The organism is Micromonospora lupini str. Lupac 08 (assembly GCF_000297395.2).
GTDB classification, from domain to species: domain Bacteria; phylum Actinomycetota; class Actinomycetes; order Mycobacteriales; family Micromonosporaceae; genus Micromonospora; species Micromonospora lupini.
Map to the genome: position 1 here is coordinate 5,644,056 of NZ_HF570108.1, position 26,290 is coordinate 5,670,345.

Annotated in this window: 15 protein-coding genes; 9 read left to right on the top strand and 6 right to left on the bottom strand. The window is 74.6% G+C overall.

All coding sequences use genetic code 11. The annotated features are described in order from the left end of the window. The first annotated feature begins 74 nt into the window (after window positions 1–74). Window positions 75–3,197, top strand: coding sequence for a non-ribosomal peptide synthetase (locus MILUP08_RS26750; RefSeq protein ID WP_007463620.1), 3,123 nt, complete (start codon window positions 75–77; stop codon window positions 3,195–3,197). Here MILUP08_RS26750 and MILUP08_RS26755 read toward each other — a convergent pair. Genes MILUP08_RS26755 through MILUP08_RS26770 form a run of 4 tightly spaced genes read right to left on the bottom strand, consistent with a single transcriptional unit; the run spans window position 3,184 to window position 8,954 of the window. Then, window positions 3,184–4,221, bottom strand: a complete 1,038-nt coding sequence (locus MILUP08_RS26755) for a GntG family PLP-dependent aldolase (protein ID WP_007463622.1) — start codon at window positions 4,219–4,221, stop codon at window positions 3,184–3,186. The two genes, MILUP08_RS26750 and MILUP08_RS26755, sit on opposite strands and share 14 nt — an antisense overlap. After that, window positions 4,218–6,491: a pyridoxal-phosphate dependent enzyme gene (locus MILUP08_RS26760; RefSeq protein ID WP_007463624.1), complete on the bottom strand. Its 2,274-nt coding sequence runs from the start codon at window positions 6,489–6,491 to the stop codon at window positions 4,218–4,220. Before MILUP08_RS26760 ends, MILUP08_RS26755 begins: the two co-directional genes overlap by 4 nt. After that, window positions 6,491–7,426 carry a GHMP family kinase ATP-binding protein gene (locus MILUP08_RS26765; protein WP_007463626.1) on the bottom strand — a complete coding sequence of 312 codons (936 nt, stop codon included), beginning with the start codon at window positions 7,424–7,426 and terminating at the stop codon, window positions 6,491–6,493. The genes MILUP08_RS26760 and MILUP08_RS26765 overlap by 1 nt, the downstream gene beginning before the upstream one ends. A 4-nt stretch (window positions 7,427–7,430) precedes the next feature. Further along, on the bottom strand, window positions 7,431–8,954 hold the full coding sequence (locus MILUP08_RS26770) for an argininosuccinate lyase (protein WP_007463629.1): 1,524 nt from the start codon (window positions 8,952–8,954) through the stop codon (window positions 7,431–7,433). Window positions 8,955–9,106: 152 nt separating this feature from the next. Between MILUP08_RS26770 and MILUP08_RS26775 the strand changes: the two genes are divergently transcribed. From MILUP08_RS26775 to MILUP08_RS26800, 6 genes are all read left to right on the top strand, one after another. After that, window positions 9,107–10,894, top strand: coding sequence for a non-ribosomal peptide synthetase (locus MILUP08_RS26775; RefSeq protein ID WP_007463631.1), 1,788 nt, complete (start codon window positions 9,107–9,109; stop codon window positions 10,892–10,894). Then, complete coding sequence (locus MILUP08_RS26780) at window positions 10,891–11,112, top strand: MbtH family protein (protein ID WP_007463633.1); 222 nt, start codon at window positions 10,891–10,893, stop codon at window positions 11,110–11,112. Before MILUP08_RS26775 ends, MILUP08_RS26780 begins: the two co-directional genes overlap by 4 nt. Window position 11,113: 1 nt before the next feature. Beyond that, a complete protein-coding gene (locus MILUP08_RS26785) occupies window positions 11,114–18,493 on the top strand; it encodes an amino acid adenylation domain-containing protein (RefSeq protein WP_007463635.1) in 7,380 nt (2,459 codons plus the stop codon). A gap of 5 nt (window positions 18,494–18,498) precedes the next feature. Then, window positions 18,499–19,176 (top strand): aspartate/glutamate racemase family protein, encoded by a 678-nt coding sequence (locus MILUP08_RS26790; protein ID WP_202805238.1) that lies wholly within the window; start codon window positions 18,499–18,501, stop codon window positions 19,174–19,176. A gap of 91 nt (window positions 19,177–19,267) precedes the next feature. Then, window positions 19,268–19,837: a dihydrofolate reductase family protein gene (locus tag MILUP08_RS26795; RefSeq protein WP_007463639.1), complete on the top strand. Its 570-nt coding sequence runs from the start codon at window positions 19,268–19,270 to the stop codon at window positions 19,835–19,837. 10 nt (window positions 19,838–19,847) lie between these two features. Beyond that, the gene (locus tag MILUP08_RS26800) at window positions 19,848–20,789 is read left to right on the top strand and encodes a GNAT family N-acetyltransferase (protein ID WP_007463641.1); all 942 of its coding nucleotides are present in this window, start codon (window positions 19,848–19,850) and stop codon (window positions 20,787–20,789) included. A gap of 11 nt (window positions 20,790–20,800) precedes the next feature. Here the strand turns inward: MILUP08_RS26800 and MILUP08_RS26805 are convergent, their stop codons facing one another. Beyond that, complete coding sequence (locus tag MILUP08_RS26805; protein ID WP_007463643.1) at window positions 20,801–22,594, bottom strand: AfsR/SARP family transcriptional regulator; 1,794 nt, start codon at window positions 22,592–22,594, stop codon at window positions 20,801–20,803. Window positions 22,595–22,597: 3 nt separating this feature from the next. Beyond that, window positions 22,598–24,247, bottom strand: coding sequence for an AMP-binding protein (locus MILUP08_RS26810; RefSeq protein ID WP_007463645.1), 1,650 nt, complete (start codon window positions 24,245–24,247; stop codon window positions 22,598–22,600). Between the two features lie 225 nt (window positions 24,248–24,472). On the opposite strand from MILUP08_RS26810, the gene MILUP08_RS26815 reads away from it, so the two are divergent. Both MILUP08_RS26815 and MILUP08_RS26820 read left to right on the top strand, forming a co-directional pair. After that, window positions 24,473–25,360 carry an ATP-grasp domain-containing protein gene (locus MILUP08_RS26815; protein WP_007463647.1) on the top strand — a complete coding sequence of 296 codons (888 nt, stop codon included), beginning with the start codon at window positions 24,473–24,475 and terminating at the stop codon, window positions 25,358–25,360. Between the two features lie 48 nt (window positions 25,361–25,408). Then, window positions 25,409–26,263 (top strand): family 3 encapsulin nanocompartment shell protein, encoded by an 855-nt coding sequence (locus MILUP08_RS26820; protein WP_007463649.1) that lies wholly within the window; start codon window positions 25,409–25,411, stop codon window positions 26,261–26,263. Window positions 26,264–26,290 lie beyond the last annotated feature (27 nt).

Below are 26,290 nucleotides of genomic sequence, written 5' to 3' on the forward strand. Positions count from 1 at the left end.
CCCGGCCCCGCCCACCGGTTGGGGGGATAGCCGATCGAAAGCCCGCCGACAGCGCGCTGTGCTGGACTACGGGCGTGCCGCGAGCCGACGACAGGTGCCTGCACGACCTGGTGACCGAGCAGGCAGCCCGGACGCCCGACGCGGTGGCCGTGCTGGCCGACGACGGGGTGCTCCGCTACGCCGAGCTGGTGGCCCGCGCCAACCGGCTGGCCCATCGCCTGCGGGCCCGTGGGGTCGATGTGGACACTCCCGTCGGGGTGGTCGCCGAGCGCGGCGTGGACCTGGTCGTGGCGCTGCTCGGAGTGCTGGTCGCCGGTGGCGCGTACGTGCCGCTCGACCCGGATCTGCCCGCCGAGCGGCTGAGCTACCAGCTCGACGACGCTGACCCGCCCGTGGTGCTGGCCCAGCGGCACCTGCTCGACCGGGTCCCGGGTGTGCCACCGGCACGGTGGTGTGTCGTCGACGACGAGTCGCCACAGCGGTGGCCCGCCACCCCACCACCGCCCCGGGCCAGCCCGGACAGCCTCGCCTACCTCATCTACACGTCCGGCTCCACCGGTCGGCCGAAGGGCGTGTGCGTGCCGCACCGGGGCATCGTCAACCGGATCCGCTGGATGCAGGACACCTACCGGCTGCGCGCCGACGACGTGGTGTTGCAGAAGACCCCGTACGGCTTCGACGTGTCGGTGTGGGAGTTCTTCTGGCCGCTGGCCGCCGGGGCCCGGCTGGTGCTCGCCCGTCCGGGCGGGCACCGCGACCCCGCCTACCTGGCGGCGACGATCGTCGAGCGGGCCGTGACCACGCTGCACTTCGTTCCGACGATGCTGGCGCAGTTTCTGGCCGACCCCGACCTGCCCGCCCTGCCGACGGTGCGCCGGGTGATCTGCAGCGGTGAGGTGCTGCCGGTCGCCCTGGCCCGGGAGGCGACCCGGCGGCTCCCCGGCGACCTGCACAACCTGTACGGCCCGACGGAGGCGTCGGTGGACGTCTCCGCCCACCGGGTCCGCCCACCGCTCGACGGGGCCAGCGTGCCGATCGGCGCCCCGATCGCCAACGTCAGCCTGCACGTGCTGGACGACGACCTGACCCCGACGCCCACCGGTGCCGTCGGCGAGCTGTACATCGGCGGGATCGGCCTGGCGCGCGGCTACCACCGCCGCCCGGCGTTGACGGCCGAGGCGTTCGTGCCCGATCCCGGCGGCTCCGGCCGGCTCTACCGCACCGGGGACCTGGCCCGCCGGCTGCCGAACGGGGAGTTCGACTTCGTGGGCCGCCGCGACGGGCAGGTGAAGATCCGCGGCAACCGCGTCGAGCTGGGCGAGATCGAGCAGACGCTGCTGGAGCACGAGGGGGTACGCGAGGCAGCGGTGAGCGTCCGGCGTCTCGCCTCCGGGCACCCGCAGTTGGTCGCGTACGTGACGCCGCCCGGTTCCCCGGTGGCCGAGCTGCGCGCCCGGTTGGCTCGTCGCCTGCCGGACTACATGGTGCCCGCGCTGTTCGTGCACCTGGACCACCTCCCGGTCACACCGAGCGGCAAGACCGACCGTGGGGCGTTGCCCGCGCCACCCGACGACGGACCGGCGCCTGTCGACCCGCCGGCCGACGGGGTGCCGGCCCGGCTCGCCGCGCTCTGGGCACAGGTGCTGGAGCGGGGGCGGGTGGGCCCCGACGACGACTTCTTCGCCCTCGGCGGCGACTCGGTGCTGGCCATGCGGGCGGTGGCGCTGGCCCGCCGGGCCGGGCTCGAGGTGACCACCCGACACCTGTTCGCGTACCCGACGGTGGCCGCGCTCGCGCCGCACGTGACGGTGGCCGGTCCGGCGGCGCTCGACCCGGCGCGGTGGGACGGCCCGCCGTTCGCGCTCTGCCCGGTCGCCCCGGCGCTGGTGGCGGCCCCGCCGGGCGGTCCGGCGCGGCTCGTCGACGCGTACCCGCTGACGCCCATGCAGGAGGGCATGCTGTTTCACACGCTGCTCTCGCCCGGCGAGGCGGACTATCTCCAGCAGCACGTCTACCGGCTGGCCCGGCCGGTGGACGTGGCCGCGCTGGCCGACGCGTGGCGGGAGGCGGTACGCCGGCACCCGGCGCTGCGCACGACCGTCCGGTGGGACGACGTCGCCGAGCCGGTGCAGCTCGTGCACGAGGGCCACCCGCCGGACGTGCGCCTGCTCGACGGGCCGGTCGACATGCACCGGCTGCTGGCCGACGAGCGCCACGCGGGGCTCGACCTGGCCGCCGCGCCGCCGGTACGACTCACTCTCATCCGGGCGGCGGACTCCGTCGACCTGGTGCTCACCTTCCACCACCTGCTGCTCGACGGGTGGAGCCTGGCCGTCCTGCTCGCCGAGGTGCTGGACGGGCGACGCGAGCCGGTGGCGCCGTTGCGGCGGCACCTGCGCTGGCTGGCCGCCGCCGAGCGGTCGACCGGCTACTGGAAACGGCTGCTCGCCGGCTTTCCGGAGCCCACCCCGCTGCCCCGTCCGCCGGTGCCCGCGCCGGACGACCCGGCCGCCTCGGACCCGCCGGTCGACGCCACGCCGCAGGTGGGGTTGCCGGGCACCCGTGTCGCACGGCTGACCCTCACCGGCCGGCTGCGGGCCGCGCTGGCCGCCCGCGCCGCGACCGCAGGCGTGACGCCGTACGCGGTGACGCTCGGCGCGTGGGCGCTGGTCCTGGCCGGCCACGCCGGCCGCGACGACGTGGTGGTCGGCGTGACGGTAGCCGGCCGGCCCGACGACCTGCCCGGCGCGGACGCCATCGTCGGCCTGCTGATCAACACGGTGCCGCTGCGGGTGCGGTTCGACCCCGACGCGACCTTCGCCGAGACGGTCCGGGCCGTACAGGCCCAGCAGGTCGCCACCCGGGAGTACGAGCACCAGTCGCTCACCGACATCACCCGCGCCGGCGAGGTGCCACCGGGGACACCGCTGTTCCACAGCATCGTGGTCTTCCAGAACCACCCGCCGCTGCCGGCGGCGCTGTCGCCCGTGGACGTGGTGGAGAGCACCGGTTACCCGCTCACCCTCGTCGTGGAGCCGGCCCCGGAACTGGTGCTGCGCCTGCTGATCGAGGGCGACGCGGTGAGCCCGGCGCAGGGCGGGCGGTTGCTGGCCGACCTGCGCCGCGTACTGGAGGTCGTGGCAGCCGACCCGGACGCGACGACCGGCCAGGTGTGGGCCGCGCTCAGCGACCGTTGAGCACCGCGTCGATCACCGTGAGCGCGCGGTCGACGTCCGCACCGGCCACTCCCGAGTGGGTGACCGCGCGGACCCGACCGTGCCCCAACTCGGCAAGCGCCACCCCGGCGGCGTGCGCCTCGGCGAGGAACCGCGCCCGGGTCAGCCGGTGCTCCGGCACCCGGAACATGACGATGTTCGTCTGCACGGACGCCGGATCGACCTCGATCCCGTCGATGGTGGCGAGCCCCTCGGCGAGCCGACGGGCGTTCGCGTGGTCCTCGGCGAGCCGGCCGTGCTCGCGGATGGCGATGATGCCTGCCGCCGCGATGATGCCGGCCTGGCGCATCCCGCCGCCGAGCATCTTGCGGACCCGACGCACCCGTTCGATGAGGTCGGCGTCGCCGACCACCACCGAGCCGATCGGCGCGCCGAGCCCCTTGGAGAGGCAGAACTGCACCGAGTCGGCGTGCCGGGCGATCTCGGCGACGTCGACGCCGGACCCGACCGCCGCGTTGAAGATCCGCGCGCCGTCGAGGTGCACCGGCACCCCGCGCTCGTCGGCGAACCGGCGGACCTCGGCCAGGTAGGCAAGCGGCAGGATCACCCCGCCGCAGCGGTTCTGCGTGTTCTCCAGGCAGATCAGCGCCGGCACGGCGAACTGCGGGTCGTCCGGGTCGTCGGGGAACCCGGCGGCCAGGTCGGTCAGCAGCAGCCGGCCGTCGGGCTGGTTCGGCACCGGCAGGTACGTCACCCCGCCGCAGACCGCCGCGCCGCCGGCCTCGTAGATGTAGATGTCGCTCTCCGCGCCCACCAGCATGGCCGCGCCGCGCGGCGCGTGCGCCATGATCGTCGCCAGGTTGGCCATGGTGCCGCTCGGGGTCAGGCAGGCGGCCTGCTTGCCCAACGTGGACGCGGCCAGCTCCTCCAGCTCGCGGACGGTCGGGTCCTCGGCGTACACGTCGTCGCCGAGCGGTGCTCGGACCATCGCGTCGCGCATCGCCGGGGTGGGCAGGGTAAAGGTGTCGCTGCGCAGCTCGATCACGGCACGTCCACCCGGACCGTGAGCCTGTCGGTGGCCTCGGCGAGGGCGGCGAGCACCTGCCCGGCGTCGTCTCCGACGGCGATGACGTGCCCCACCCGGTCGTACGCGTTCTCCGGCGGCCGCACCGACGACCCCGGGCGGGCGGTGACGGTAACCCGCAGCACCCCCGGGCAGCGGCCGGCCCGGTCCACCCCGTCCACGCCGGCCAGGGTGCCGGTGCGGTCGGCGGTCAGGAAGCGGATGCCCGCGTACCCCTTGCTGGTCGGGGTGAGGGTGACCGGCAGGCCGGTGGCCGCGCGCAGTTGCTGGTCGAGCAGTTCCACACCTGTCGCGACCCGGATCAGCTCGGGGATCATGCCGCCGGCCGGCCGCGGATTGATCTCGATCAGGGCGGGCCCGGCCGGGGTGAGCCGCACCTCGCTGTGGGTGGCGCCGACGCTCATGCCGACCGCGCCCAGTGCCCGGCGGACCAGGTCGACCACCTCCGTCGCGACCGCCGGGGGCAGCCCCGCCGGGAACACGTGCCGCCGCTCCACGAAGTGCGGCGGCGGATCGACCTGCTTGTCCGTGATGCCCAGGCAGTGCTGGGCGTCACCCGTGCCGAACAGCTCCACGCTCACCTCCGGCCCGTCCAGGTACTCCTCCACCAGCACCCGCCGGGCCGTGGGCAGACCACGCACGTTGTGGCGTACGGCGAGGACACGCTCGGCCTGGGCCAGCGCCTCGGCGGCCGTCGCACAGAGCCGGACGCCGTTGGACCCGGAGTCGTCGACCGGTTTCACCACGCACGGCAGGCCCACGTGGTCGACCGCCGCGGCGACCCGGCCGGCGAGCGTCCCGGCCGGACTCTCCTCGACGAGCACGTGTCGGGGTTGACGCACCCCGGCGGCGTCCAGCGCCGCCCGCAGCCGGCCCTTGTCCCGGCAGGCCAGCACCGCGTCGACGGGGTTGCCGGGCAGACCGAGCCAGCCGGCCAGCTCGGCCACCGCCGGAACGAAGAAGTCGCTGGTGCTTGTCACCCCGGCCAGCTCGTCCCGGCGGTAGCCGGCCTGTACGAACGCGCGCAGCGCGGGCACCGACCCGGTGTCGCAGACCGCCACCTCGGCGGCCGTGTCACCCAGTCCGACGTAGCGGGTCGGGTCGGCGGTCAGCAGCACCGGGTGAAAGCCCAGGTCGGCGGCGCGGCGCAGGGCGAGCATCCCGGTGCCTGTGGTGTTGGACTCGACGAAGAGCAGGCGCCTTCGACCGGCCGGCGGGGCGAGGGCCGCCCGCGACCACGAGGTGACGACGGTGTCCGGCTCGACCACTGCCGGCTCGGCGGCCAGCGGCAGCGCGGTCAGCCCGGTGGCCGCCCAGTAGTCGTCGTCGTAGACGGTGTCGGCGTACCTGTCGCCGCGATCGGGGAAGATGCCGACCACCCGGCTGCCGGGCGGCGTACGGCGGGCCACGTCGTGCAGCACCCGGTAGACCGAGCCGGACGTGTTGCCGGCGAAGATCTGCTGCTCGCGGGCCAACTCCCGGGTGGCCACGAACGCCTCGTGGTCGTTGAGCCAGTGCACCTCGTCCACCAGCCGGCGGTCCAGGTTCTTCGGCAGGAGGCTGTTGCCCAGGCCGCTCTGCAGACGCCCCGGCTGATCCGGTTGGCCGAACAGCATGCTGCCCACGCAGTCCACCCCGACCACGCGCAGGTCGGGCAGGCTGCGGCGCAGCGCCCGGGAGCTGCCGCAGAGCGACCCGCCGCTGCCCACCGAGCCGACAAGCACGTCGAACGGCCCGAGGTCGGCGAGCAGCTCGTCGGCCAGCCACCGGTACGCACCGGGATTGTCCGGATTGCTGTACTGCTGCGGCCAGAACGCCCCGGGCAGCCCGGCCAGCAGCTCCTCCAGCCGCTCGATGCGGGCGCTCTGCCAGCCGTGCGACGTCATCGCCGACACGACGTGCACCTCGCAGCCGAGCGCGCGCAGCTTCGCGAGGGTCACCCGGTCGATCCGGGGGTCGGTGACGATGTGCACCGGGTGCCCGAGCGACCGGCCGACCAGGGCCACGCCGAGGGCCATCGTGCCCGACGAACTCTCCACCACCGGGTCGCCGTCGGCGAGCACACCCAGTCGCCGGGCCTCCAGGATCATGGCGCGGGCGACCCGGTCCTTCATCCCGTACAGGTTCTGCGACTCGAGCTTCGCGTACACCTCGACGGCCGGCGCGGCGGGCATCCGCAGCCGGACCAGCGGGGTGTGGCCGATGGCGTCGCGGACCTGGTCGAAGCGCATCAGCCGCCCCCGGAGAGCTCGTCGGCGCCGAGCGACCGGTGCACGGTCACCTGGCCGGGCAGCGCGACGCAGGCGGCGCGCACATGGTCGATCTTCGCGGCGCGCTCCGGGTCGTCCTCGGCGAGCAGGACACCGAGGGCGGTGCCGCTGTGCGCGATGACCAGGCCGTAGCCGTCCACCTCGCGGCAGAGCCGGTGCAGCACGTCGAAGTGCCGGCGGGGGCGCAGCTTGCCGTTCAGCACGGCGCTGCGGGTGGTGACCCGGCCGACGGCGGGCAGGTCGCCGGCGCGGACGGCCGCGGTGAGAGCGGCGAGCAGCCGGGCGTACTCCTGCTTGTCGGCGTCGTCGAACGGCTTCGGGATGCGGTTGAAGCGGATCGTGTCCACCGCGCCGCCCTCGTCGTGGGCCACCACGGTGAGCGGGGGCAGGACGCCGATGCGTTCGCGCAGCCGCACCTCCCGGTGGTAGAAGGCGACGACCCCGTCGTACATGACGCCGTCGGAGGGCTCGATCTGGCGCAGCAGCGACTCGATGGTGCGTTCGCTCAGCGGCATGCCGAACGCATCCCCGACCGCCCGCGCGGTGGCCACCAGGTCCGCCGACGAGCTGGCGAAGCCCTTCCCCTCGGCCAGCTCGCCACCCAGCTCCAGCACGCCGCCGCCGGACAGGCCGAACAGCTCCATGATGGTGGCGGCCAGCCGGGCCGACTTCCGCTTGTGCTGCGGGAAGACGCGGATGTGGTCCAGCTCGTTCGTCGGCCAGAACGTGGCGGTGGCCCACTGCGCCATCGGGAACGTCACCAGGAAGTCCCGGTCGGTGTCGGGCAGGACGCCCTGCAACAGCTCCCCGAAGGTGCCGAACGCGGTGCCGACGCCGAGCCGGCCGGTGGCCGCCAGCAACGCGTCCCGGTCGGCGGTGCACGCCCCCTCCCCCATCGCGTCAGCCGATCCCGTGACCCGCGCCCGCCGGGACCAGCCCCAGCAGGCGATCGGTCTCCTCGACAGCGGCCCGGTCGGTCGCGGCCCGCCGCGCCCACTGTGCGCGCAGCTCGTCGTGGTCGAGCGCCTGCGTCGCCAGCAGGTCGGTCACCGCGGAGGGTCGGGTCGAGCCGGCGGTCCGCCGCGCCGCCAGCCCGGCGTGCACGTCGAACGCCTCACGCAGCAGCGTCGCCGGGTCGGCCAGCCGGTAGCCCTCCGCGGCGGTGGTGGCCGCCAGCAGCTCCGGGTCCGTGTCGCCTGGCGCCCGGCCGGTCGCCGCCGCGGCCACCACGTACCGGCCGGCGAGCACCTGGGCCCGCCGCCACGGCACGCCCTCGCGCAGGGTCAACAGGTTGGCGAGCGCGAACCCGCCCAGGAACTCCCGCTCGCAGGCGGCGAGCATCCTCTCGGTCCGGAAGCGCAGGTTGTCCACCACTGCGGTGAGCAGCCGCAGCAGCGAACGGGTGGCGTCGATCGCGGTGTACAGGTGGGCGCCGGCCTCCTTGGACACCTCGACGAGGTTGGCGTACGGGGTGTTGCGCTGGCCGAGCAGCGCGTCGGTGTGGAACGCGCCCAGGTGCGCCGAGCGGCCCCGGATCCGTTCCAGGATCGGGAAGTTCTTCTTCTGCGGCATCGCCGAGGAGATGCCGCTCAGCTCGTCGGGCAGATCCAGGAAACCCAGGTCGCTGCCGCCCCAGGCGATCAGGTCGGTGACGAACCGGCTGGTCTCCGCGCCGAACAGGGACAGCTCGGCGGTGACCTCCAGCACCCAGCGCCGGGACGCCACGGCGGTCAGCGCGTGCGACTGGGCCGCCCGGAAGCCGAGCAGTCGGGCCATCCGGTCCCGGTCCCACGGGAGGTCCTGACCGGCCATCGCGCCCGCGCCGAGCGGGCAGGCGTCGATCGCGTCGTACGTGCTCAGCAGCCGGCGCAGGGTGTGCAGCACGTGCCCGGAGAACGCGGCCAGGTGGAAGCCCGGCGTGATCACCTGGGCGGCCTGGAAGTGGGTGTAGCCGGGCATCGGGCTGGTGGTGTGCTCACCGGCCCGCCGGTGCAGGCTGGCCCACAACCCGAGCAGCGCCTGCGCCACGCCGACCACCTGCTGCCTGGCGAACAGCAGCTGGGCGGTGGCCTGGAGGTCGTTGCGGCTGCGGTCGACGTGCCACAGCGGCAGCGGCTCGGCCAGCGCCGCCTCGACGTGCCGCTCCAGGGCGAACGCGAGATCCGACAGGTTGGCCACCGGGTCGGCGCTGAGTGCGGCCGGGGCGGCGCTGTCCAGGCCGACCGCCACGGCGGCAGCCTGGTCGGCGGTGAGCAGCCCCATCCGCTGGTATTCCAGGGCCAGCACCTTCTCCACCGCCACGTACGACGCGAGCAGGTGCTCGACCTCGAAGCGGAACTGCGGCGCCAGCACCTCGTCGTGGAGGAGCCGGCCGGGTGGCTCGTCGATCCGCCCGGTCAGGCCGGACGGCGCGCTGCTGTTCACGATCGGCCTCCCCGTTGCGCCGGCGGCAGAAACATACCCAGGCCCGTAGCGACGTGACAACCCCTGTCGATATTCGCCGGCCGGGCGACATACCGCGGCGAAAGCGCATCGATAGCGGGCTCTGGCACCGTGGCTGCCGGCGAGGAGGTGCCGTGACGTCACTGGACGAGATGTTCGCGCGACAGGCCCACCGGACACCGTCGGCGCCGGCCGTGGTGGACGACGGCGGGACGCTCGACTACGCGACGCTGGACGCCCGCGTGGACGACCTGGCCGGCGCGCTGCGCGAGGCGGGCGTACGGGCCGACCAGCCCGTCGGGCTCGTCCTGGACCGGTCGGCGCACATGGTGGCCGCCGTGCTGGCGGTGCTGCGCGCCGGCGGGGCGTACGTGCCGATCGAGCCGGAGACGCCTGCCGCCCGGCGGGAGGCGATCCTCACCGACGCGGCCGCGACCGTCTGCGTGGTGGGGCCGTCCCTGGCCGGGGAGGTGCGCGCCGCCGGCCGGGTCGCCGTGCTCCCCGAGGCCACGCCCACCGGCGGTCCGCCGCCGGCGTCGACGCCGCCGCACCCGGACCAGCTCTGCGCGATCTACTACACCTCCGGCTCGACGGGCCGGCCCAAGGGCGTCGCCTGCACGCACGGCGGCTGGGCCAACCGGATGCGCTGGATGCAGGAGCGGCACCACCTCCAGCCCGGCGAGACAGTGCTGCAGAAGACCACGCTGACGTTCGACGACGCGGCTGTCGAGCTGCTGTGGCCGCTGCTGGTCGGCGGTCGGGTCGCCATGCTGGCCCCGGGGGCGCACCGCGACCCGCGCGCCATCATCGACGCGGCGATCGGGCACGAGGCCGTGCACCTGCAGTTCGTCCCGAGCGTGTTCGACCTGTTCCTGGAGACGCTCACCGACGCCGACGTGGCCGGCCTGACCCGCCTGCGCAGTGTGCTGTGCAGCGGCGAGGCGCTGCGCCCGGAGCTGGTCCGGCGGTTCTTCGCGCGGTTCCCCGACGGGGTCTCGCTCGACAACACCTGGGGCGCCACCGAGGTCTCGATCGACTCGACGTACCACATCTGCCGGCCCGCCGACGGCCTCGCCGACGGCGCGAGCGTGCCCATCGGTCAGCCGATGACCGGCAATCGGGTCACCGTGCGCGACGCCCGGCACCACCCGGTCCGCGGCGGCGACGTCGGCGAGCTGTGCATCGGCGGCGTCGGGCTGGCCCGCGGCTACCAGGGCGACCCGCGACGCACCGCGGTGGCGTTCGTGCCCGACCCGGACGGCTTCGGCGCCCGGATGTACCGCACCGGCGACCGCGGCGCGCAGCGTCCGGACGGGACGCTCGCCTTCGTCGACCGGGTCGACCACCAGGTCAAGATCCGCGGTGTACGGATCGAGCTGGGCGAGGTGGAGACCGCGCTGCGGGGCCACCCGCAGGTCGCCGACGCGGTGGTGCTCGCGCTCGGCACCGGAACGAAACACCTCGCCGCCTACCTGGTGCCCCGGCAGGCCGGCCGCTGCTCGGTCGACGACGTGCGCGCCCACCTGCGCACGGTGCTGACCAGCTACGCCGTGCCGACCCACCTGACCGTGCTGGACCGGCTGCCGCTGCACCCCAACGGCAAGGTCGACCGGGCCGCGCTGGCGGCCCTGCCGACGCCCGGCAGCGACGACGACGCGCTGTTGGCGCCCCGGACGGTCACCGAGGAGACCGTCGCGGAGATCTGGTGCGCGGTGCTCGGCGTCGACCGGGTCGGCGTCGACCAGGACTTCTTCGCCACCGGCGGGCACTCGCTGCTCGCCGTGCGCGTCCTCAGCCGGTTGCGGCAGGCGTTCGGCCTGGACATCCCGCTGCGGCTGATCTTCGACCACCCGACGATCGCGGCGTCCGCGGCGGAGCTGGAGCGGCTCGTGCTGGCGGACCTGGAGGGAGCAGCGCGGTGACGAACGAAACCGACGAGCTGTCGTACAGCGTCGTGGTCAACCACGAGGAGCAGTACTCGATCTGGCCGGCCGAGCGGCCGGTGCCGGCGGGCTGGCGGGCCGAGGGCACCACCGGCAGCCGCGAGGAGTGCCTCGACCACGTCGAGCGGGTCTGGGTGGACATGCGCCCGGCGAGCCTGCGCCGGCACCTGGACGGCGAGCCGGACGACGTGGCCTGACGTGTCGAGCACGGCGGACCTGCTGGCCCAACGGCTACGCGCGGCACGCGAGGCGAGCCGGGCCGCGCCGTCGCCGACCCTGCCCCGCTGCCCCGACGACGCGCTCGTCACCTCGCCGGCGCAGGAGTCGGTGTGGCTGGCCGACCGGTTCCTCGACGGGGCGCCCGACTACAACGTCGCCGAGGTGCTGCGGGTCCGTGGCCCCCTCGACGCCGCCGCGCTGCGGCTCGCGTTCGGCATCGTGCTGGAGCGCCACGAGGTGCTGCGCACCAGCTACCCCGAGGTGGAGGGTCTGCCTCGTCCGGTGCCGCGCGAGCTGGGCGCGATCCCGGTCGCCGTCGCCACCGTCGCGGACCCGTTGGCCCGCGCCCGGGAGCTGGTCCGGCAACCCTTCGACCTCGCCGCGGGGTTGCCGCTGCGCGCCGAGCTGCTGACCGCCGGCGACGCCGAGTGGTACGTGGTGCTTGTGGTCCACCACATCGCGGTGGACGGCTGGTCGATGGCGCTGCTCTGGGCCGAGCTGGCCGCGGCGTACCGGGCCCTGCTGGCGGGCACCGTGCCGGCCCTGCCGGAGCTGCCCGTGCGGTACGTGGACCACGCGTACCAGCAGCGCGAGCACCTGCGCGGCGAGCGGCTGACCCGGCAGCTCGACTACTGGCGGCAGCGGCTGGCCGGGTTGTCGCCGTTGGAGCTGCCAACCGACCATCCCCGCCCGCCGGTGTTCAGCGGCCGGGGCGACAGGTACGACTTCGCGGTGCCCGACGCGCTCGCCGACGGGGTGCGCGAGCTGGCCACCCGGCACGGGGTGACGCTGTTCCACGCGCTGCTGGCCGGGTTCACGGCCGTGCTGCACCGGTTCAGTGGCCGCACCGACGTCGCCGTCGGCACCCTCTTCGCCGACCGGCAGCACCCCGAGCTGGAGTCGGTCGTCGGGTTCTTCGGCACCACAGTGGTGATCCGGTCGCAGGTGCGCCCCCAGCGGCCGTTCGCGGCGCTGCTGAACGACGTACGCGACGCCGTCGTCGACGCACACGGACACCGCGACGTGCCGTTCGAACGACTCGTCGAGGAGCTGCGCCCGTCCCGGGACCTGTCCCGCAATCCGCTGTTCCAGGCCATGTTCACGGTGCAGGACGAGGAGAGCGCCCCGTTCGAGCTGCCCGGCTGCGTGGTCGAGCCGGTGCCGGTCGGCACCGGCACGGTGAAGTTCGACGTCGAGCTGGTGCTGACCCGCCGCGAGGGCCGGCTGAGCGGCTTCGTCGAGTACGCGAGCGATCTGTTCGAGGCGGCCACCGTGGCGCGTCTGGTCGACAGCTACCTGTGCCTGCTCGCCGACGCGGTGGCCCACCCCGGCAGCCCGGTCGCCGCGCTGGCGGTGCTGCCACCCGCCGAGCACGCCCGGATCACCGGGGAGTGGAACGACACCCGCGCCGCGTACCCGGACGACCGGCTGCTCGCCGACCTGATCGGTGACCGGGCCCGGTGCTTCCCGGCCGCGGTCGCCGTCCGCTCCGACGGTGCCGAGCTGACCTACGGTGAGCTGGAGCGACGCGCCAACCAACTGGCGCACCTGCTCGTCGACAACGGCGTCGGCCCCGACGTCACGGTGGGCGTCTGCCTGGACCGTACGCCGGAGCTGGTGGTCGCGCTGGTCGCCGTCCTCAAGGCCGGCGGCGCGTACGTGCCCGTCGACCCGGACCACCCCGCCGACCGGGTCCGGCACGTGCTCACCGACAGCGCGGCGCGGCTGCTGCTGACCACCTGCGCCGTGTGGGACCGGCTCGGTGCCCCGCCCGGCCCGCGACTGCTGCGCCTCGACCTGCTTGACGACCGGCTGGCCGGGCTGCCGGACACCCCGCCGACGACCGCCACCGGGCCGGACGACCTGGCCTACCTGATCTACACGTCGGGCTCCACCGGGCGGCCCAAGGGCGTGATGGTGCCGCACCGGGCGATCGTCAACCTCACGACGGCGTTCGTGCGGCTCTTCGAGGTCACCGACACCGACGTGGTGGCCGCCGTCGCCTCGCACGCCTTCGACCTGTCCCTGCCGGAGCTGCTCAGCCCGCTCACCGTCGGCGCGACGGTGCTGCTGGCGTCGCGCCGGACGGCCACCGACGGCGTGGCGCTCGGCGCGCTGCTGACCGGCGGCGGCGTCACCGTCATGCAGACCACGCCGACGATGTGGCGGATGCTCGTCGACGCCGGGTGGACCGGTGGCGAGCTGCGGGCCGGCGCGTCCGGCGAGACGGTGCCGAGCGCGCTGGCCGCCGCGCTGCTCGGCCGGGTGTCCCGGTTCTGGTGCCTGTACGGGCCGACCGAGACGACTGTCTGGTGCACGGCGTACGAGGTGCACGCGGTCCAACCGGACCGGCCGATGCCGATCGGCCGGCCGCTGCCCAACAACACGGTGTACGTGCTGGATCCGGCGCTGCGGCCGGTCCCGGTCGGGGTGCTCGGCGAGGTGTACGTCGGCGGGGTGGGGGTCGGTCGCGGGTACGCCGGGCAGCCCCGGCTGACCGCCGAGCGCTACCTGCCGGACCCGTTCGGCTCCGGCGGCCGGCTCTACCGCAGCGGCGACCTGGCCCGGCTGCGCCCGGACGGGACCATCGAGTTCGTCGGCCGGGCGGACACGCAGGTGAAGGTACGCGGCAACCGGATCGAACTGGGCGAGGTGGAGGCCGCTCTGGCCGCGCACCCGGCGGTGGCCGGCGCGGCGGTGACCACCTGGGGCGAGGACGCCGACCGGCAGCTCGTCGGGTACGTGGTGTGGCGCGACGCGCCCCTGGACGTGGCGACGCTGCGGGCGCACCTGCGCGGCACCCTGCCCGACGCGTTCGTGCCCGGCATCGTGGTCGAGCTACCGGAGCTGCCGCTCAGCCCGAACCGCAAGGTGGACCGGGCCGCGCTGCCCCCACCTGACGTAGGCCCGGCCGGGCCCGACCACGTCGCCCCACGGACCGACCTGGAACGCCTGGTGGTGGACACCTGGACGGCTGTCCTCTGTCGGGATCGGATCGGCGTGCGGGACGACTTCTTCCAGCTGGGCGGGCACTCGCTGGGCGCGTTGCAGGTGGCTGCCCGGCTGCGCGCGGCGACGGGGGTGGACGTGTCCCTGCGGACCCTGTTCACCCACCCCACGCCGGCCGAGCTGGCCGCCACGCTCGGCGCGGGTCCAGCCCACGCCGTCACGCTCACCCTCGGGCCGGCAGGGGCCGCCGACGACGCCCGGCCGGCAGGAGCCGCCGGCCACATCGACCCGTCCGCCGCCGACCGGCCGCCGCTGACCGCCCGGCCGGCCAAGGCCGTCGCTCCGCTGTCGTACGCGCAACGCCGGCTGTGGTTCCTCGACCGCCTCCACCCGGACGACGGCAGCTACCTGGTGCCCAGCGTGCTGCGCCTGCGCGGGCCGCTGTCGACGTCGGCGCTGACCGAGGCGCTGCGCACGGTACTGGCCCGGCACGACGCGCTCGGCGCTCGGTTCGTCGCCGACGGCGTCGCCGACCGGCAGATCCCCGGCCCGCCGTGCGAGGTGGTGCGCACCGACCTGCCCGACGCCGAGGACTCCACGGTGCTCCGGCTCGCCGCCACGGACGCGGCCCGACCGTTCGACCTGGCGAGCGGCCCCCAGGCCCGGGCCCGGGTCGTCCGGGTCGCCGACGACGACCACACGGTGGTGCTGGTGCTGCACCACGCGGCGGTGGATGGCTGGTCGCTGCGCGTGCTGTGGCGGGAGGTAGGCACGGCGTACGCGGCACTCGCCGCCGGCCGGACGCCGGACCTGCCGGCGCTGCCGCTGACGTACGCCGACTACGCCTACTGGCAGCAGCGGCGCGGCCCGGCGGCGTTCGCCGACCAGCTCGACCACTGGCGGGTCCGGCTCGCCGACCTGCCGCACTGCTCGCTGCCCACCGACCGACCCCGACCGGCGACCTGGTCGGGGCGGGGGGACCGGGTGGACTTCACGGTGCCCGCCCAGACCGCGCGGGCGGTGCGCGAGCTGGCCCGGCGCTCCGGCGCGACGACCTTCATGGCCCTGCTCGCCGCCTTCCAGGTGGTGCTCGCCCGCTTCACCGGCCAGGACGACGTCGTGGTGGGCACGCCGGTGGCCGGCCGGGACGACGCCGAACTGGAGCCGGTGGTCGGCTGTTTCGTCAACACCCTGGTGCTGCGCGGCGATGTCGGCGGCGACCCGAGCTTCGCCGGGCTGCTGGATCGGGTGCGGCGGGCCGCAGCCGTCGACTTCTCGCACCGGGACGTGCCGTTCGAGCGGCTGGTCGAGGAGCTGCGGGTCGCCCGGGACCCGTCGCGTAACCCGCTGTTCCAGGTGGGTTTCCGCCCGGAGGAGCGCGACGACGCGGCGCTGCGGCTGCCCGGCGTCGGCGTGGACGCGGTGGACCTCGGCCCGGGCGGGGCGAAGTACGACCTGAACGTGTCGGTGGTGGAGGTCCCGGACGGGCTGCGCGGCACCGTGGAATACGCCACCGACCTGTACGACGCGACGACGATCGAGGCGTTCGCCGCCGCGTACGTGCGGACGGTCCAGGCGGTGGTGGCCGCCCCGCAGCGGCGGCTGTCCGAGCTGGGCCCGACGGCAGCCGAGCGGCGGCTGCTTGCCGAGTGGGGCGGCGAAGTCGGGCCGGTGCCGGAGCAGCCGTCGCTGCCGGAGCTGGTGGCCCGGCAGGCGGCCCGCACACCCGACGCGGTCGCGGTGTGCCTCGCCACGCCCGGCGACGACCCACCGGCACGGGCGAGCGCCGGCGCGCGCGAGCCGACGACGGCCGCGTCGACCACGACCGAGCCGACCACCACCGAGCCGACCTTGACCGAGCCGACCACCACCGAGCCGACCACGACCGAGCCGACCACGACCGAGCTGACCTACGCCGAGCTGGACGGGCGGGCCAATCGGCTGGCCCGCTGGCTGCGTCGGCGCGGCGTCGGCCGGGACGTGGTGGTAGGCGTGGCGCTGCCCCGATCGACGGACCTCGTGGTGGCGCTGCTCGCGGTGCTGCGCTCGGGCGGGGCGTACGTCGCGATGGACCCCGCCGCGCCGCCCGGCCGGCTCACCCACCTCGTCGCGGACAGCGCGCCCCTGCTGGTCCTGACCTCCCGCGACGCGCTCGCCCGACGCGGGCCGGCCGCCGCCACCGAGGGCGTGCCGACGTACTGCCTTGAGGAGGAGTGGCCGGCCGTGCTGGCCGAGTCGGCCACCGACCCCGGGCACGTGCCGCACCCCGACGACCGGGCCGCGATCTACTACACCTCCGGGTCGACCGGAGCGCCGAAGGGCGTACCGACGCCGCACCGGGGCATCGCCAACTTCCTGGCGTACCTGAGCGGGCCGATCGGGTTGACCGACCGGGACGTGGTGCTGCAACTGGCGGCGATCTCCTTCGACGCGTCCATCCGGGACATCTTCGGCCCGCTGGTGGTCGGCGGACGGGTGGTGCTGCCGCCCGACGGTGCCACGCGCGACCCGTACGCCCTGCTCGCCGCCATCGAGCGGCACCGGGTGACGGCGTTGCTGACGCTGGTGCCCCCGATGCTGACCGCGCTGGCCACCGCCGCCGGCGCTCGACCGGGCGCCGCGGGCTCGGTGCGGCTCGGCCTGGTCAGCGGCGAGGCGCTGGGCGCGCAGCACGTCCGCGCCGCCCGGCAGCTCTCCCCCGACATCGCGCTCGTCAACCAGTACGGCCCGACCGAGGCCACGATGACCTCGACGTACCACGAGGTGGGTGACGAGGTCGGCGCGGTGCCGATCGGGCGGCCCATCCCGCACGTGCGCTGCCACGTCCTCGGCCCGCGCGGTGAGCTGCTGCCGCCGGGCGCCCTGGGCGAGCTGTATCTCGGTTCGCCGGGGTTGGCCCGGGGCTACCAGCGGGCGCCCGGGCTGACCGCGCAGCGGTTCGTGCCGGACCCGTTCGGGCCGCCCGGCGCCCGGCTGTTCCGCACCGGCGACCTGGTCCGGTGGCGCGCCGACGGGCGGCTGATCTTCCATGGCCGCCGGGACCAGCAGGTGAAGATCCGCGGTGTCCGGGTGGAGCTGGGCGAGGTGGAGGCCGCCCTGGCCGCCTGCCCGGGGGTTCGGGCCGCCGCGGCTGCCGTGCACGACGGCGAGCTGGCCGGCTACGTGGTCGTCGACGGTGCCGTCGACCTGGGCGGGTTGCGCGACCGGCTTGCCGACACGCTGCCCGAGCAGTCGGTGCCGGCGCGGCTCCAGACGCTTGACGCGCTGCCGCTGACCCCGCACGGCAAGCTGGACCGGGCCCGGCTGCCGGCCCCGTCCCCGACACCCCGCGTCGACGCGCTGCCCCCGCGCGACATCCTGGAGCTGACCCTGGTGCGGATCTGGGAACGGGTCCTCGGCCACGGCCCGATCGGCGTACGCGACGACTTCTTCGCCGTCGGCGGTCACTCACTGCGGGCGGTGGACCTCGTCGAGGCGATCCGCGGCGAACTGGACGTCGCCGTTCCGCTCAGCGTGGTCTTCACCCACCCCACAGTGGAACGGCTCGCCGCCGTGCTGGGCACCGCAGCGGCCGCCACCGACCGGTTGCTCGTCCCGCTCGCCGACGGGCCCACCGAGCGGCCGCCGCTGTTCCTGGTCCACCCGCAGGGCGGCGACGTGGCCTGCTACGCGCAGCTCGCCCGGGAGCTGGCCGGGGTCTGCGCCGTGCGGGGCATCGAGGCGGTGGGCTACAACACCGACGACCCGCCCCTGGCGGTCATCGAGGAGATGGCCCAGCGGTACGTCGACGAGATCCGCGCGGCGGCGCCGGGCGGGCCGTACCGGCTGGCCGGCTGGTCCTTCGGCGGCAACGTGGCCTTCGAGATGGCGGCCCGGTTGGAGGCGGCCGGCGAGCGTGTCGACTTCCTCGGCGTCCTGGACGCGCGCGCGTTCGGCCGGGAGGAGCTGGAGCCCTGGTTCACCGGGCGCAGCGAGCTGGAACGTTACGGGCTGATCGCCGAGCTTGCTCCGGCGCAGGTCGCCGAGTTGGCCGCCGCCGAGGAGCAGGAGGCGCTCGCCATCCTGCTGCGCGACGCGCAGCGGCGGGGCCGGGTGCCGCGCGGCGCGGACACGGCGACGCTGCGCCGGATGGTGGCGGTCTTCACCGCGAACGGCCGGGCCGCCGACCGGTACGCGCCCCGCGCGCCGATCCGCGCCCCGATCCACCTGTTCACGGCCACCGAACGGCATCCCACGCTCACCAACCCGCCGGTGAACCCGGCGAGCTGGCGGGCCCGCACCCGGGGCCCGGTGTACGTGGTGCCGGTGCCGGGCAACCACCACGACCTGGTGTACGCGCCACACGCGAGCGTGCTGGCGGCCCGGATCGCCGACGCGTTACGGGAGCGGGGTTGGACATCCGCCGACTAGGCGTCGTGGGTGGGGTGGGTCCGCTGGCCGTCGCCCACTTCTACCAGCGCCTCATCCAGCTCACCCCGGCCGTGGAGGACGACGAGCACCTGGAGGTGGTGCTCGTCGCCGAGCGGGTGCCCAGCCGGATCGCGTACCTGCGGGGGGTCGGGCCCAGTCCGGTGCCGGCGCTGCTACGGGCGGCCAAGCACCTGGAGGCCGCCGGGGTCGACGCGCTTGTCATCCCGTCGGCGACCACGCACGCCTTCCGCGACGACGTGGCCCGGGCGGTGGCCGTACCGGTGCTGGATCTGCTGGCCGAGGTGGGCGCGGTGCTGGCCGGGCGGGGCTTTCGCCGTCCGGTCTTCCTGGCCACCGCCCCGACCGCCCGCCTGCGGCTGTACGAGCCGCACCTGCAGGCCGGGACCCGCCCGCTGTACCCGAGCGCGCCGGCGCAGCGCCGGGTGGACGCGCTCATCGACGGGGTGAAACGGGGTGAGCCGGTCGAGGCGCTGCGCGCCGGCCTGACCGAGCTGATCGCGGCCGGCCCGTGGCCGATCGGGGCCGACTGCGTGGTGCTGGCGTGCACGGAGCTGCCGGTGATCGCCCCGCGCGGCGGCGCGGGGCCGCTGCCGCTTGTCGACGTGACCGAGGTGCTGGCCCACGCGGTGCTGGCCCGACGCCTGATGCCGGCGCGGCGCTGACCGGAGCGCCCGGATGGGTACCGCCGACCCCGGCCGCGTTCCGTCCGGCTAGCGTCCCAGCGGTCGACATCACCTCGGAAAGCAGCGTGCCGTGCGAAAGCTGACGTACTACATCGCCACAAGCGTGGACGGTTTCATCGCCGGGCCGGACGGCGAGTTCGACTTCTTCGCGTTCGAGGGGGATCTGGCGGCGGCCATCCTGGCCGAGTATCCGGAGACCCTGCCGACCCACGCGCGCGAGCCGCTGGGGATCGCCTCGGCGCCGAACACCACGTTCGACACGGTCCTGATGGGCCGCGCCACGTACGAACCGGCTCTGGCCCTCGGCGTCACCAGCCCGTACGCCCACCTGCGGCAGTACGTCTTCTCCCGGACGCTCGAACAGCGCGACCCGGCGGTCGAGATCGTGGCCGGCGATCCGGTGGAGTTCGTTCGGGACCTCAAGCGCCAGGCCGGGTCGGGCATCTGGCTCTGCGGCGGCGCGACGCTCGCCGGTCACCTGATCGGCGAGATCGACGAGTTGGTCGTCAAGCGCTACCCGGTCGTCCTCGGCACCGGCATTCCGCTGTTCCGGGCGCCGTTCGCCGTGACCGGATTCGCGCTGCGCGACACCCGGGCGTTCAGCACCGGCGCGACCATCTCCACCTATGCCAAGCACTGAAAGAGGATCCATGCTGTTCCGCGCCACCACCGACGCCGACCTCGACCGGGTCACCGGCTTTTCGGTCGACGACCCGGTCAGCACCATCGACGCCGAGCGCTACCTCGACGAACTGCGCCAGGGCATGTACCGGCCGGAGTGGACCTGGATCGCCGAGCACGACCAGCGGGTGGTGGGCCGCGCGCTGTGGTGGGGACAGGCGTCCAGCACGCATCCGGTCGCCCTCGACTGCCTGCACGTCGACGCGACGGTCGCCGACCGGGCGGATGTCGCGGCCGGCCTGCTCCGCGCGGGGCTGCGGGCGTTCACGCAGCAGGGTGCGCCGAAGCCTCCGCTGTACAACCTGACGCTGCCCAACGGCTGGCGCGACGACGAGGCGGTCGCGGCGGCGGTGGCGTGGCGGCGGGACGCGGCTCGGGCGGCCGGGCTGACCGACGAGGTGGAACGGTTGCGGCTGGAGTGGACGCCGGAGGTCGGCGTGCCCGCCGCGAGCAGCCGGCTCGTCTTCTCGGAGGGTTCCGACGAGGAGTTCCTCGACGTCTTCCGCCGGATCGCGGTGGGCAGCCTGGACCTGGAGACCCGCCGCAACCTGGCGATCAAGGGTCCGGAGGCGACCGCCCGTGAGGAGATGGACTTCTACCTGGACTGTCCCGGCGAGCGGTCGTGGTGGCGGCTGGCGCACACGACCGACGGGACGCTCGCCGGGCTGGCGATCCCCTCGGCGACGCCGTACAACCGCAACGTCGGTTACCTGGGGGTCGTGCCCGAGCTGCGGGGGCGTGGCCACATCCACGACGTGCTCGCCGAGATCACCCGGATACACGCCGAGCAGGGCGCCGAGCTGATCACGGCCACCACCGACACGACGAACGCGCCGATGGCCGCGGCGTTCGCGCGGGCGGGTTACCGGACCGCGCAGATCCGGCTGCTCTACTCGGCGCCAGTTTCCTGAGAAGGGCGTCGTCAGGCCGATTCGGCGTGGGTGGTCGGCTCGTCGCCGGCGAGCCGCTCCGCCGCGTAGAGCCGGATCAGGCCGGCCAACCGGTACCGGGTCGGATCGACGCCGACGTCGACGAGTTGCGCGTCGACAAGCTCCTCCAGGGCGTCCTCGACGATCTCGTCGCGGACGCCCGGTAGCCGGCCGGCGAGCGGGAGCGGCAGGTCCGCGGCCGGCAGCGCGCCCAACGACCGGAACAGCAGCCGCGCCGCCGGGGAGAGCGCCGCGTAGCTGGTGGCGAGCCGGGCCCGCACGTCGAGCCCGCCTAAGGTCAGCTCGTCGAGGCGACGGGCCTCGTCGCGCAGCCGGTCGGCGAGGTGCGCGACCGTCCAGTGTGGCCGCGCGGCGAGCCGGGCGGCCGCGATCCGCAGCGCCAGCGGGAGCCCGTCGCAGAGCCGGGCCAGCGCCGTCGCGCCGGCCGGGTCGGCGGCCAGCCGGGCCGGGCCCAGCGCGGTGGCGAGCAGCCGCACCGAGTCCGCGACGTCGAGCGGGTCGAGGTGCACCGCTCGGGCGCCGGTGAGGCCGGTGAGCCGCCGCCGGCTCGTGACGAGCACGCCCGCGCCCGTGGCCCCGGGCAGCAACGGCAGCACCTGCCGCTCGTGTGTCACGTCGTCGAGCACGACGAGCACACGCCGGCCGGCGATCCGGTCCCGGTACAGCTCGGCGCGCTCGTCGAGGCCGGCCGGGACCGCGTCGCCGGACAGGCCGAGCGCGCGCAGGAACCGCTCCAGGGCGGCCGCGGGCGCCACCGGCCGGCCGTCGGGGTCGAGGAGGTTCAGGTACAGCTGGCCGTCCGGGTACGCCGGCGCGAGCGCGTGCGCGGCACGGACCGCGAGTGTCGACTTGCCCACACCGACCGGGCCGGAGATCGCCACCAACGGCACCGCGGCGCCGTCGTTTCCGGCCAGCGCCTCCCGGAGCACGGCCAGCGGCCGATCCCGCCCGGAGAGCTCGGGCGGGTCGGCGGGGAGCAGCCGGGGCACCGGCGGCGACACCGGTGGGTCGTCGGACGACTCGTCGGCCCGCGCGTCGGTGAGGATGGCGCGCTCCAGGCGGCGCAGCTCGCCACCCGGCTCCAACCCCAGCTCGTCGAGGAAGAGCCGACGGGCCGACCGGTACGCGGCCAGCGCCTCGGCCGGCCGTCCCGCGCCGGAGAGGGCGCGCATGTGCTGCGCGTGCAGCCGTTCCCGCAGCGGATGGGTGGCGACCAGCTCGCGCAGCTCACCGACGACGTGCTGGTGCCGGCCACGGTGCAGCTCGACGTCGAGCCAGTCCTCGGTGACGGCGAGCCGGCGCTCGTCGAGGCGGGTCGCGGCGGCCCGCAGCGCGGGGCTCTCCACGCCGGCCAGGGCGGTCCCCCGCCACAGGGCGAGGGCGGCGCTCAGGGCCTCCGCCGCGTCGTCGAGCCGCGACTCGGCCAGCGCCTGCTGCCCGGCCAGCACCAGCCGGTCGAAGTAGTGCAGGTCCAGGTCGCCGTCGGCCACCTCGATCAGGTAGCCGGGTGGGCGGGTGACGATGCGGTCCGGCAGGCCGAGCCGGGTGAGCGTCTTGCGCAGCGCCGACACGCAGATCTGCACCTGACCGCGGGCGGTGGTCGGCGGGGCGTCGTCCCACAGGGCGTCGGCGAGCTGCGCGGTGGACACCACGCAGTTCGCGTCGAGCAGCAGGGTGCTGAGCACCACCCGCTGCCGTGCCGCGGTGACCGTCAGCGTGTGCCCGGCGCCGGAGATCTCGAGGGGCCCGAGGATCCGGAAGCGCACGGGTCAGCTCCGCGCCGACGCCGCGATCTCCAGGCGCTGGCGCAGCGGATGCCGCAGCGGCTTGCCGAGCGCGTTCTTGGGCAGGATCCGGACGAACTGGAGCCGGTCCGGCCAGAGCACCCGGGCCACGCCCTCGGCTTCCAGGTAGTCGTGCAGGCCCTGCAGGGTCGGGGTGTCGCCGCCGCCGGGGATCACCACGGCGCAGACCAGGTCCGCTCCGGGGACGGCCGGGTCCGGGTAGCCGACGAGGACGGCCTCCACCACGTGCGGATGCCGCTGCAACACCGCCTCGATGTCCAGCGTGGACACCCGCAGGCTGTTCGCCCGGGTGATCAGGTCGACCCGCCGGCCGGTGATCCGGATGCCTCCGCGCCCGTCGTCGCGGGCCAGGTCGCCGGTGTCGAACCAGCCGTCGTCGTCGAGCAGCGACTCGTACAGCTCGCGCTGGTTGAGGTAGCCCAGGCACTGGGAGGCCCCCCGGGCGTACAGGCGGCCCGCCTCCTCGCCGGGGTCGGTGTCGATCCGCACCTGCATCCACGCCACCGGCCGGCCGTCGCTGTGCGCCGCCCAGTCGTCCGGGTCGTCCAGCCGGGTGACGGTGACCGCCCCGTTCTCGGTCATCCCCCACAGCGCCCGCATCGGCACCCCGAACGCCTCCCGCACGTCGGCGATGAGCTGCGGCGCGATCGGCGCGGAGCCGGAGACGATCTGGCGCAGCGTCGGGGTCTGCACCGGTGCGCGACGCTGGGCGGCGAGCATCCCGATGACGAAGCCGGGCGCCGCGTACACGAACGTGCCGCCGTGCCGGGCGATCAGAGCCACCATCAGCGCCATGTCGTCGCCGGAGTCCATCACCACCGCCGTGCAGCCCAGGTGGACGGGGAGGTAGACGGCGTGCGTGACCCCGGCCATGTGGGTGAGCACGCTGGGCAGCAGGACCACCTCGTCCGGGGCGAGCCCGAGCGGCTCCGCCGACGCGCGGACGCACGCGTACATCGTGTTCTGGCTGTGCACGACGCCCTTCATCGGGCCGGTGGTGCCCGAGGTGTGCAGCACCAGGGCCGGCTCGTCGGGGCCGAGGGCGTCCGCTCCGTCGTCCGGGGAGCGCTGCTCCCACGGGGTGTCGACGAACACCTGCTGGAAGTCGACGGCGCCGACCCGGGCGGCGTCGCCGATCACCACCCGGTGCTCGAGCGTCGGCACGTCCAGGTCGGCGAGCCGGGTGGCGTAGTCGGTGCCGGCGAAGGTGTCCAGGGTGATGCAGACCTTCGCCCCGGTCGACTCCAGGACCTGACGCAGCTCCCGGGTGCTCAGCATCGGGAAGCCCGGCGAGCTGACCGCCCCGATCTGGTTGCAGGCCAGGTAGAGCGGCGTGAGCACCCACCGGTTCGGCAGGTAGATCATCACCACGTCACCGCGGCCGACGCCGAGCGACCGCAGCGCCCCAGCGAACCGGGCGACCATGGTGGCCAGCTCGGCGTACGTCAGCGTGCGCGCGTGTTCGCCGCCCTCGTACGTGATGATCGCCGGGTGGTCCGGGCGGTCGCGGGCCGCCGCGGCGAGGTCGTCGAGGAACGTCTCCGACCGCCACCAGCCCGCCGCGACGTACTCCTCGGCCTGTCGCTTGTCGACAGGTGCCAATGAATCCCACATGTTCGGTCGCCTCCCGGCCATGCCCCGTCACGTCCACATGAGATGTGTCTGCCGGGCAAGCTACCACCACCGACCGCCGCTGTCGCGTCCGCGAAAATCGCGGTTACGCACAGCAAACCCGCAGCTAGCCGCCCTCATCCAGTGACCTTGACAAATGATCAGACATGGACGACTCTCACCAGAGTCATAGATGCCTGTCGGGGTGCGCGGAAGCGTGGAGGTGTCATGCGGATCGGTGTGCTGGCATGGGATCACGGCGAGGAGGACGACGACTCGCCGGTCATCGCCGAGCTGGGCCGCGAGCGCGGTCACGACACCTCCCTGTTCACCGTCGAGGAGATCGACGTCGCGGCGGCCCCGGGCGGTGGCCCGGAGGTCATGTTCAACGGCGAGCTGGGGCGCTCCTTCGACGCCGTCATCTCCCGGGCGCAGCTGCACGGCGACTGGCGGGACCGGGTGGAGCGGCTGATGCTCGCCAGCAACATCCCCGGGGTGACGATGTTCGACCCGATCGAGGTGTGGCAGGCCGCCTACAGCAAGTTCCGGATGATGCAGGTGCTCGCCGACGCCGGCCTGCCCGTGCCACCCACCCGGGCCTGCCGGACGCCCGCCGACGTCGAGGCGGCCAGCCGGGAGTGGGGCACCGTCGTGGTGAAACCGTCGTACGGCCGCGCCGGCATCGACGTGGAGCGGATCACCAACGTCGGCGACGACCTGCCGCTGATCGAGAAGCTGCTGGCCCGCTACGGGGTCCTGGTGTGCCAGCCCTACTACCCCACCCAGTACGGCGAGTACCGGCTGACGGTGTCCGGCGACACGATGCCGATGAACATGGTGAAGTATCCGGCCGTCGGGCAGTGGAAGACCCGGACCCTGCTGGGGGCGAGCTTCGAGCGGGTGGACATCCCGCCGGAGCTGGCGGACATCTCGATCCGGGCCACCCGGGCCATGGGGATCACCCTGTCCGGGCTGGACATCCTGCCGACCGAGGACGGTTACGTGATCCTGGAGTGCAACGCGATCCCCGGCAACCTCAACATCCTCGGCAAGGAGTCCCAGCGGCTCGCCTTCGAGGCGATGTACGAGTGGGTGGAGGCCCGCACTCCCTGCTGACCCGGCGATCCGGTCCCCCTACCTGCCCCCGCTACGGACGGAGTGTCGATGCAGCATGCCCTGGCCGACTACGACCTGACCGAGCACGGCCCCGGTGAGCAGTTCGCCCGCGCGGTGCTCGCCTCCGACGGCGCCGACGTCGACGTGCCGATCGCGGCGTCGCTGCCCACCCTGTTTCCGCTGGCCAAGCACCGACCCCGCTACACGGTGCGGCACCTGCTCAAGAGCGCGACGGTGACCGAGGAGCCGGTCACCTACGTCAGCGAGGCGCCGACCCCGGGCACTCCGGAGATCGCCGGCACCAGTTACGAGGCCAGCCCCGAGGCGACCTTCGTGCCCCGGCTGGTGGAGACGAAGCTGACCGAGGTGACCGCCGGGGTGGCCGTCCCGCCGGACCTGTTGCGTGACCCGACGCTGCTGGCCGGGTTCGTGGACTACCGGGTGCTGGTGCGGCTGGGCACCATCGAGAACGAGGTGCTGCTGCACGGCAGCGCCGACTCGGTGATCCCCGGCCTGATCGGCCTGCCCGGCGCCCGAAGGCGGGCCGCGCCCGGCGAACTGACCGCCGAGGTGATCACCGCCGCCGGCGAGGTCGAGGAGATGGGCGGGTCGTGCGACGCGATAGTGGCCCACCCCAACCGCTACTGGGACCTGCTGGGCAGCGGGATGCTGGCCCGACTCGGCGAGGTCGGGATCCGGGTCAGCCGGACCAGGATGATCGCGCCGGACCAGGTGCTGCTTGGTGACTTCCGGGCGGCGGTCACGCTGTTGGAGTCCGGCACCTCGCAGTTGAGCCTGTGCCGGGGCGCGGGCCCGGACGGGTCCGACGTGATCACGGCGGGTCTGCGGCTGGGCCTGGCCGTGCACCTGCCGCAGCACTTCCTGCTGCTGGACCTGCGATGACGGCTGGGCCTGCGATGACGGCTGGAC

Bases quoted from the DNA above. Each gene is read 5' to 3' on its own strand.
- MILUP08_RS26760 (WP_007463624.1), bottom strand. From the start codon at position 6,491: ATGCGCTTCGACCAGGTCCGCGACGCCATCGGCCACACCCCGCTGGTC.
- MILUP08_RS26765 (WP_007463626.1), bottom strand. From the start codon at position 7,426: ATGGGGGAGGGGGCGTGCACCGCCGACCGGGACGCGTTGCTGGCGGCC.
- MILUP08_RS26800 (WP_007463641.1), top strand. From the start codon at position 19,848: ATGCTGTTCCGCGCCACCACCGACGCCGACCTCGACCGGGTCACCGGC.
- MILUP08_RS26810 (WP_007463645.1), bottom strand. From the start codon at position 24,247: ATGTGGGATTCATTGGCACCTGTCGACAAGCGACAGGCCGAGGAGTAC.
- MILUP08_RS26815 (WP_007463647.1), top strand. From the start codon at position 24,473: ATGCGGATCGGTGTGCTGGCATGGGATCACGGCGAGGAGGACGACGAC.
- MILUP08_RS26820 (WP_007463649.1), top strand. From the start codon at position 25,409: ATGCAGCATGCCCTGGCCGACTACGACCTGACCGAGCACGGCCCCGGT.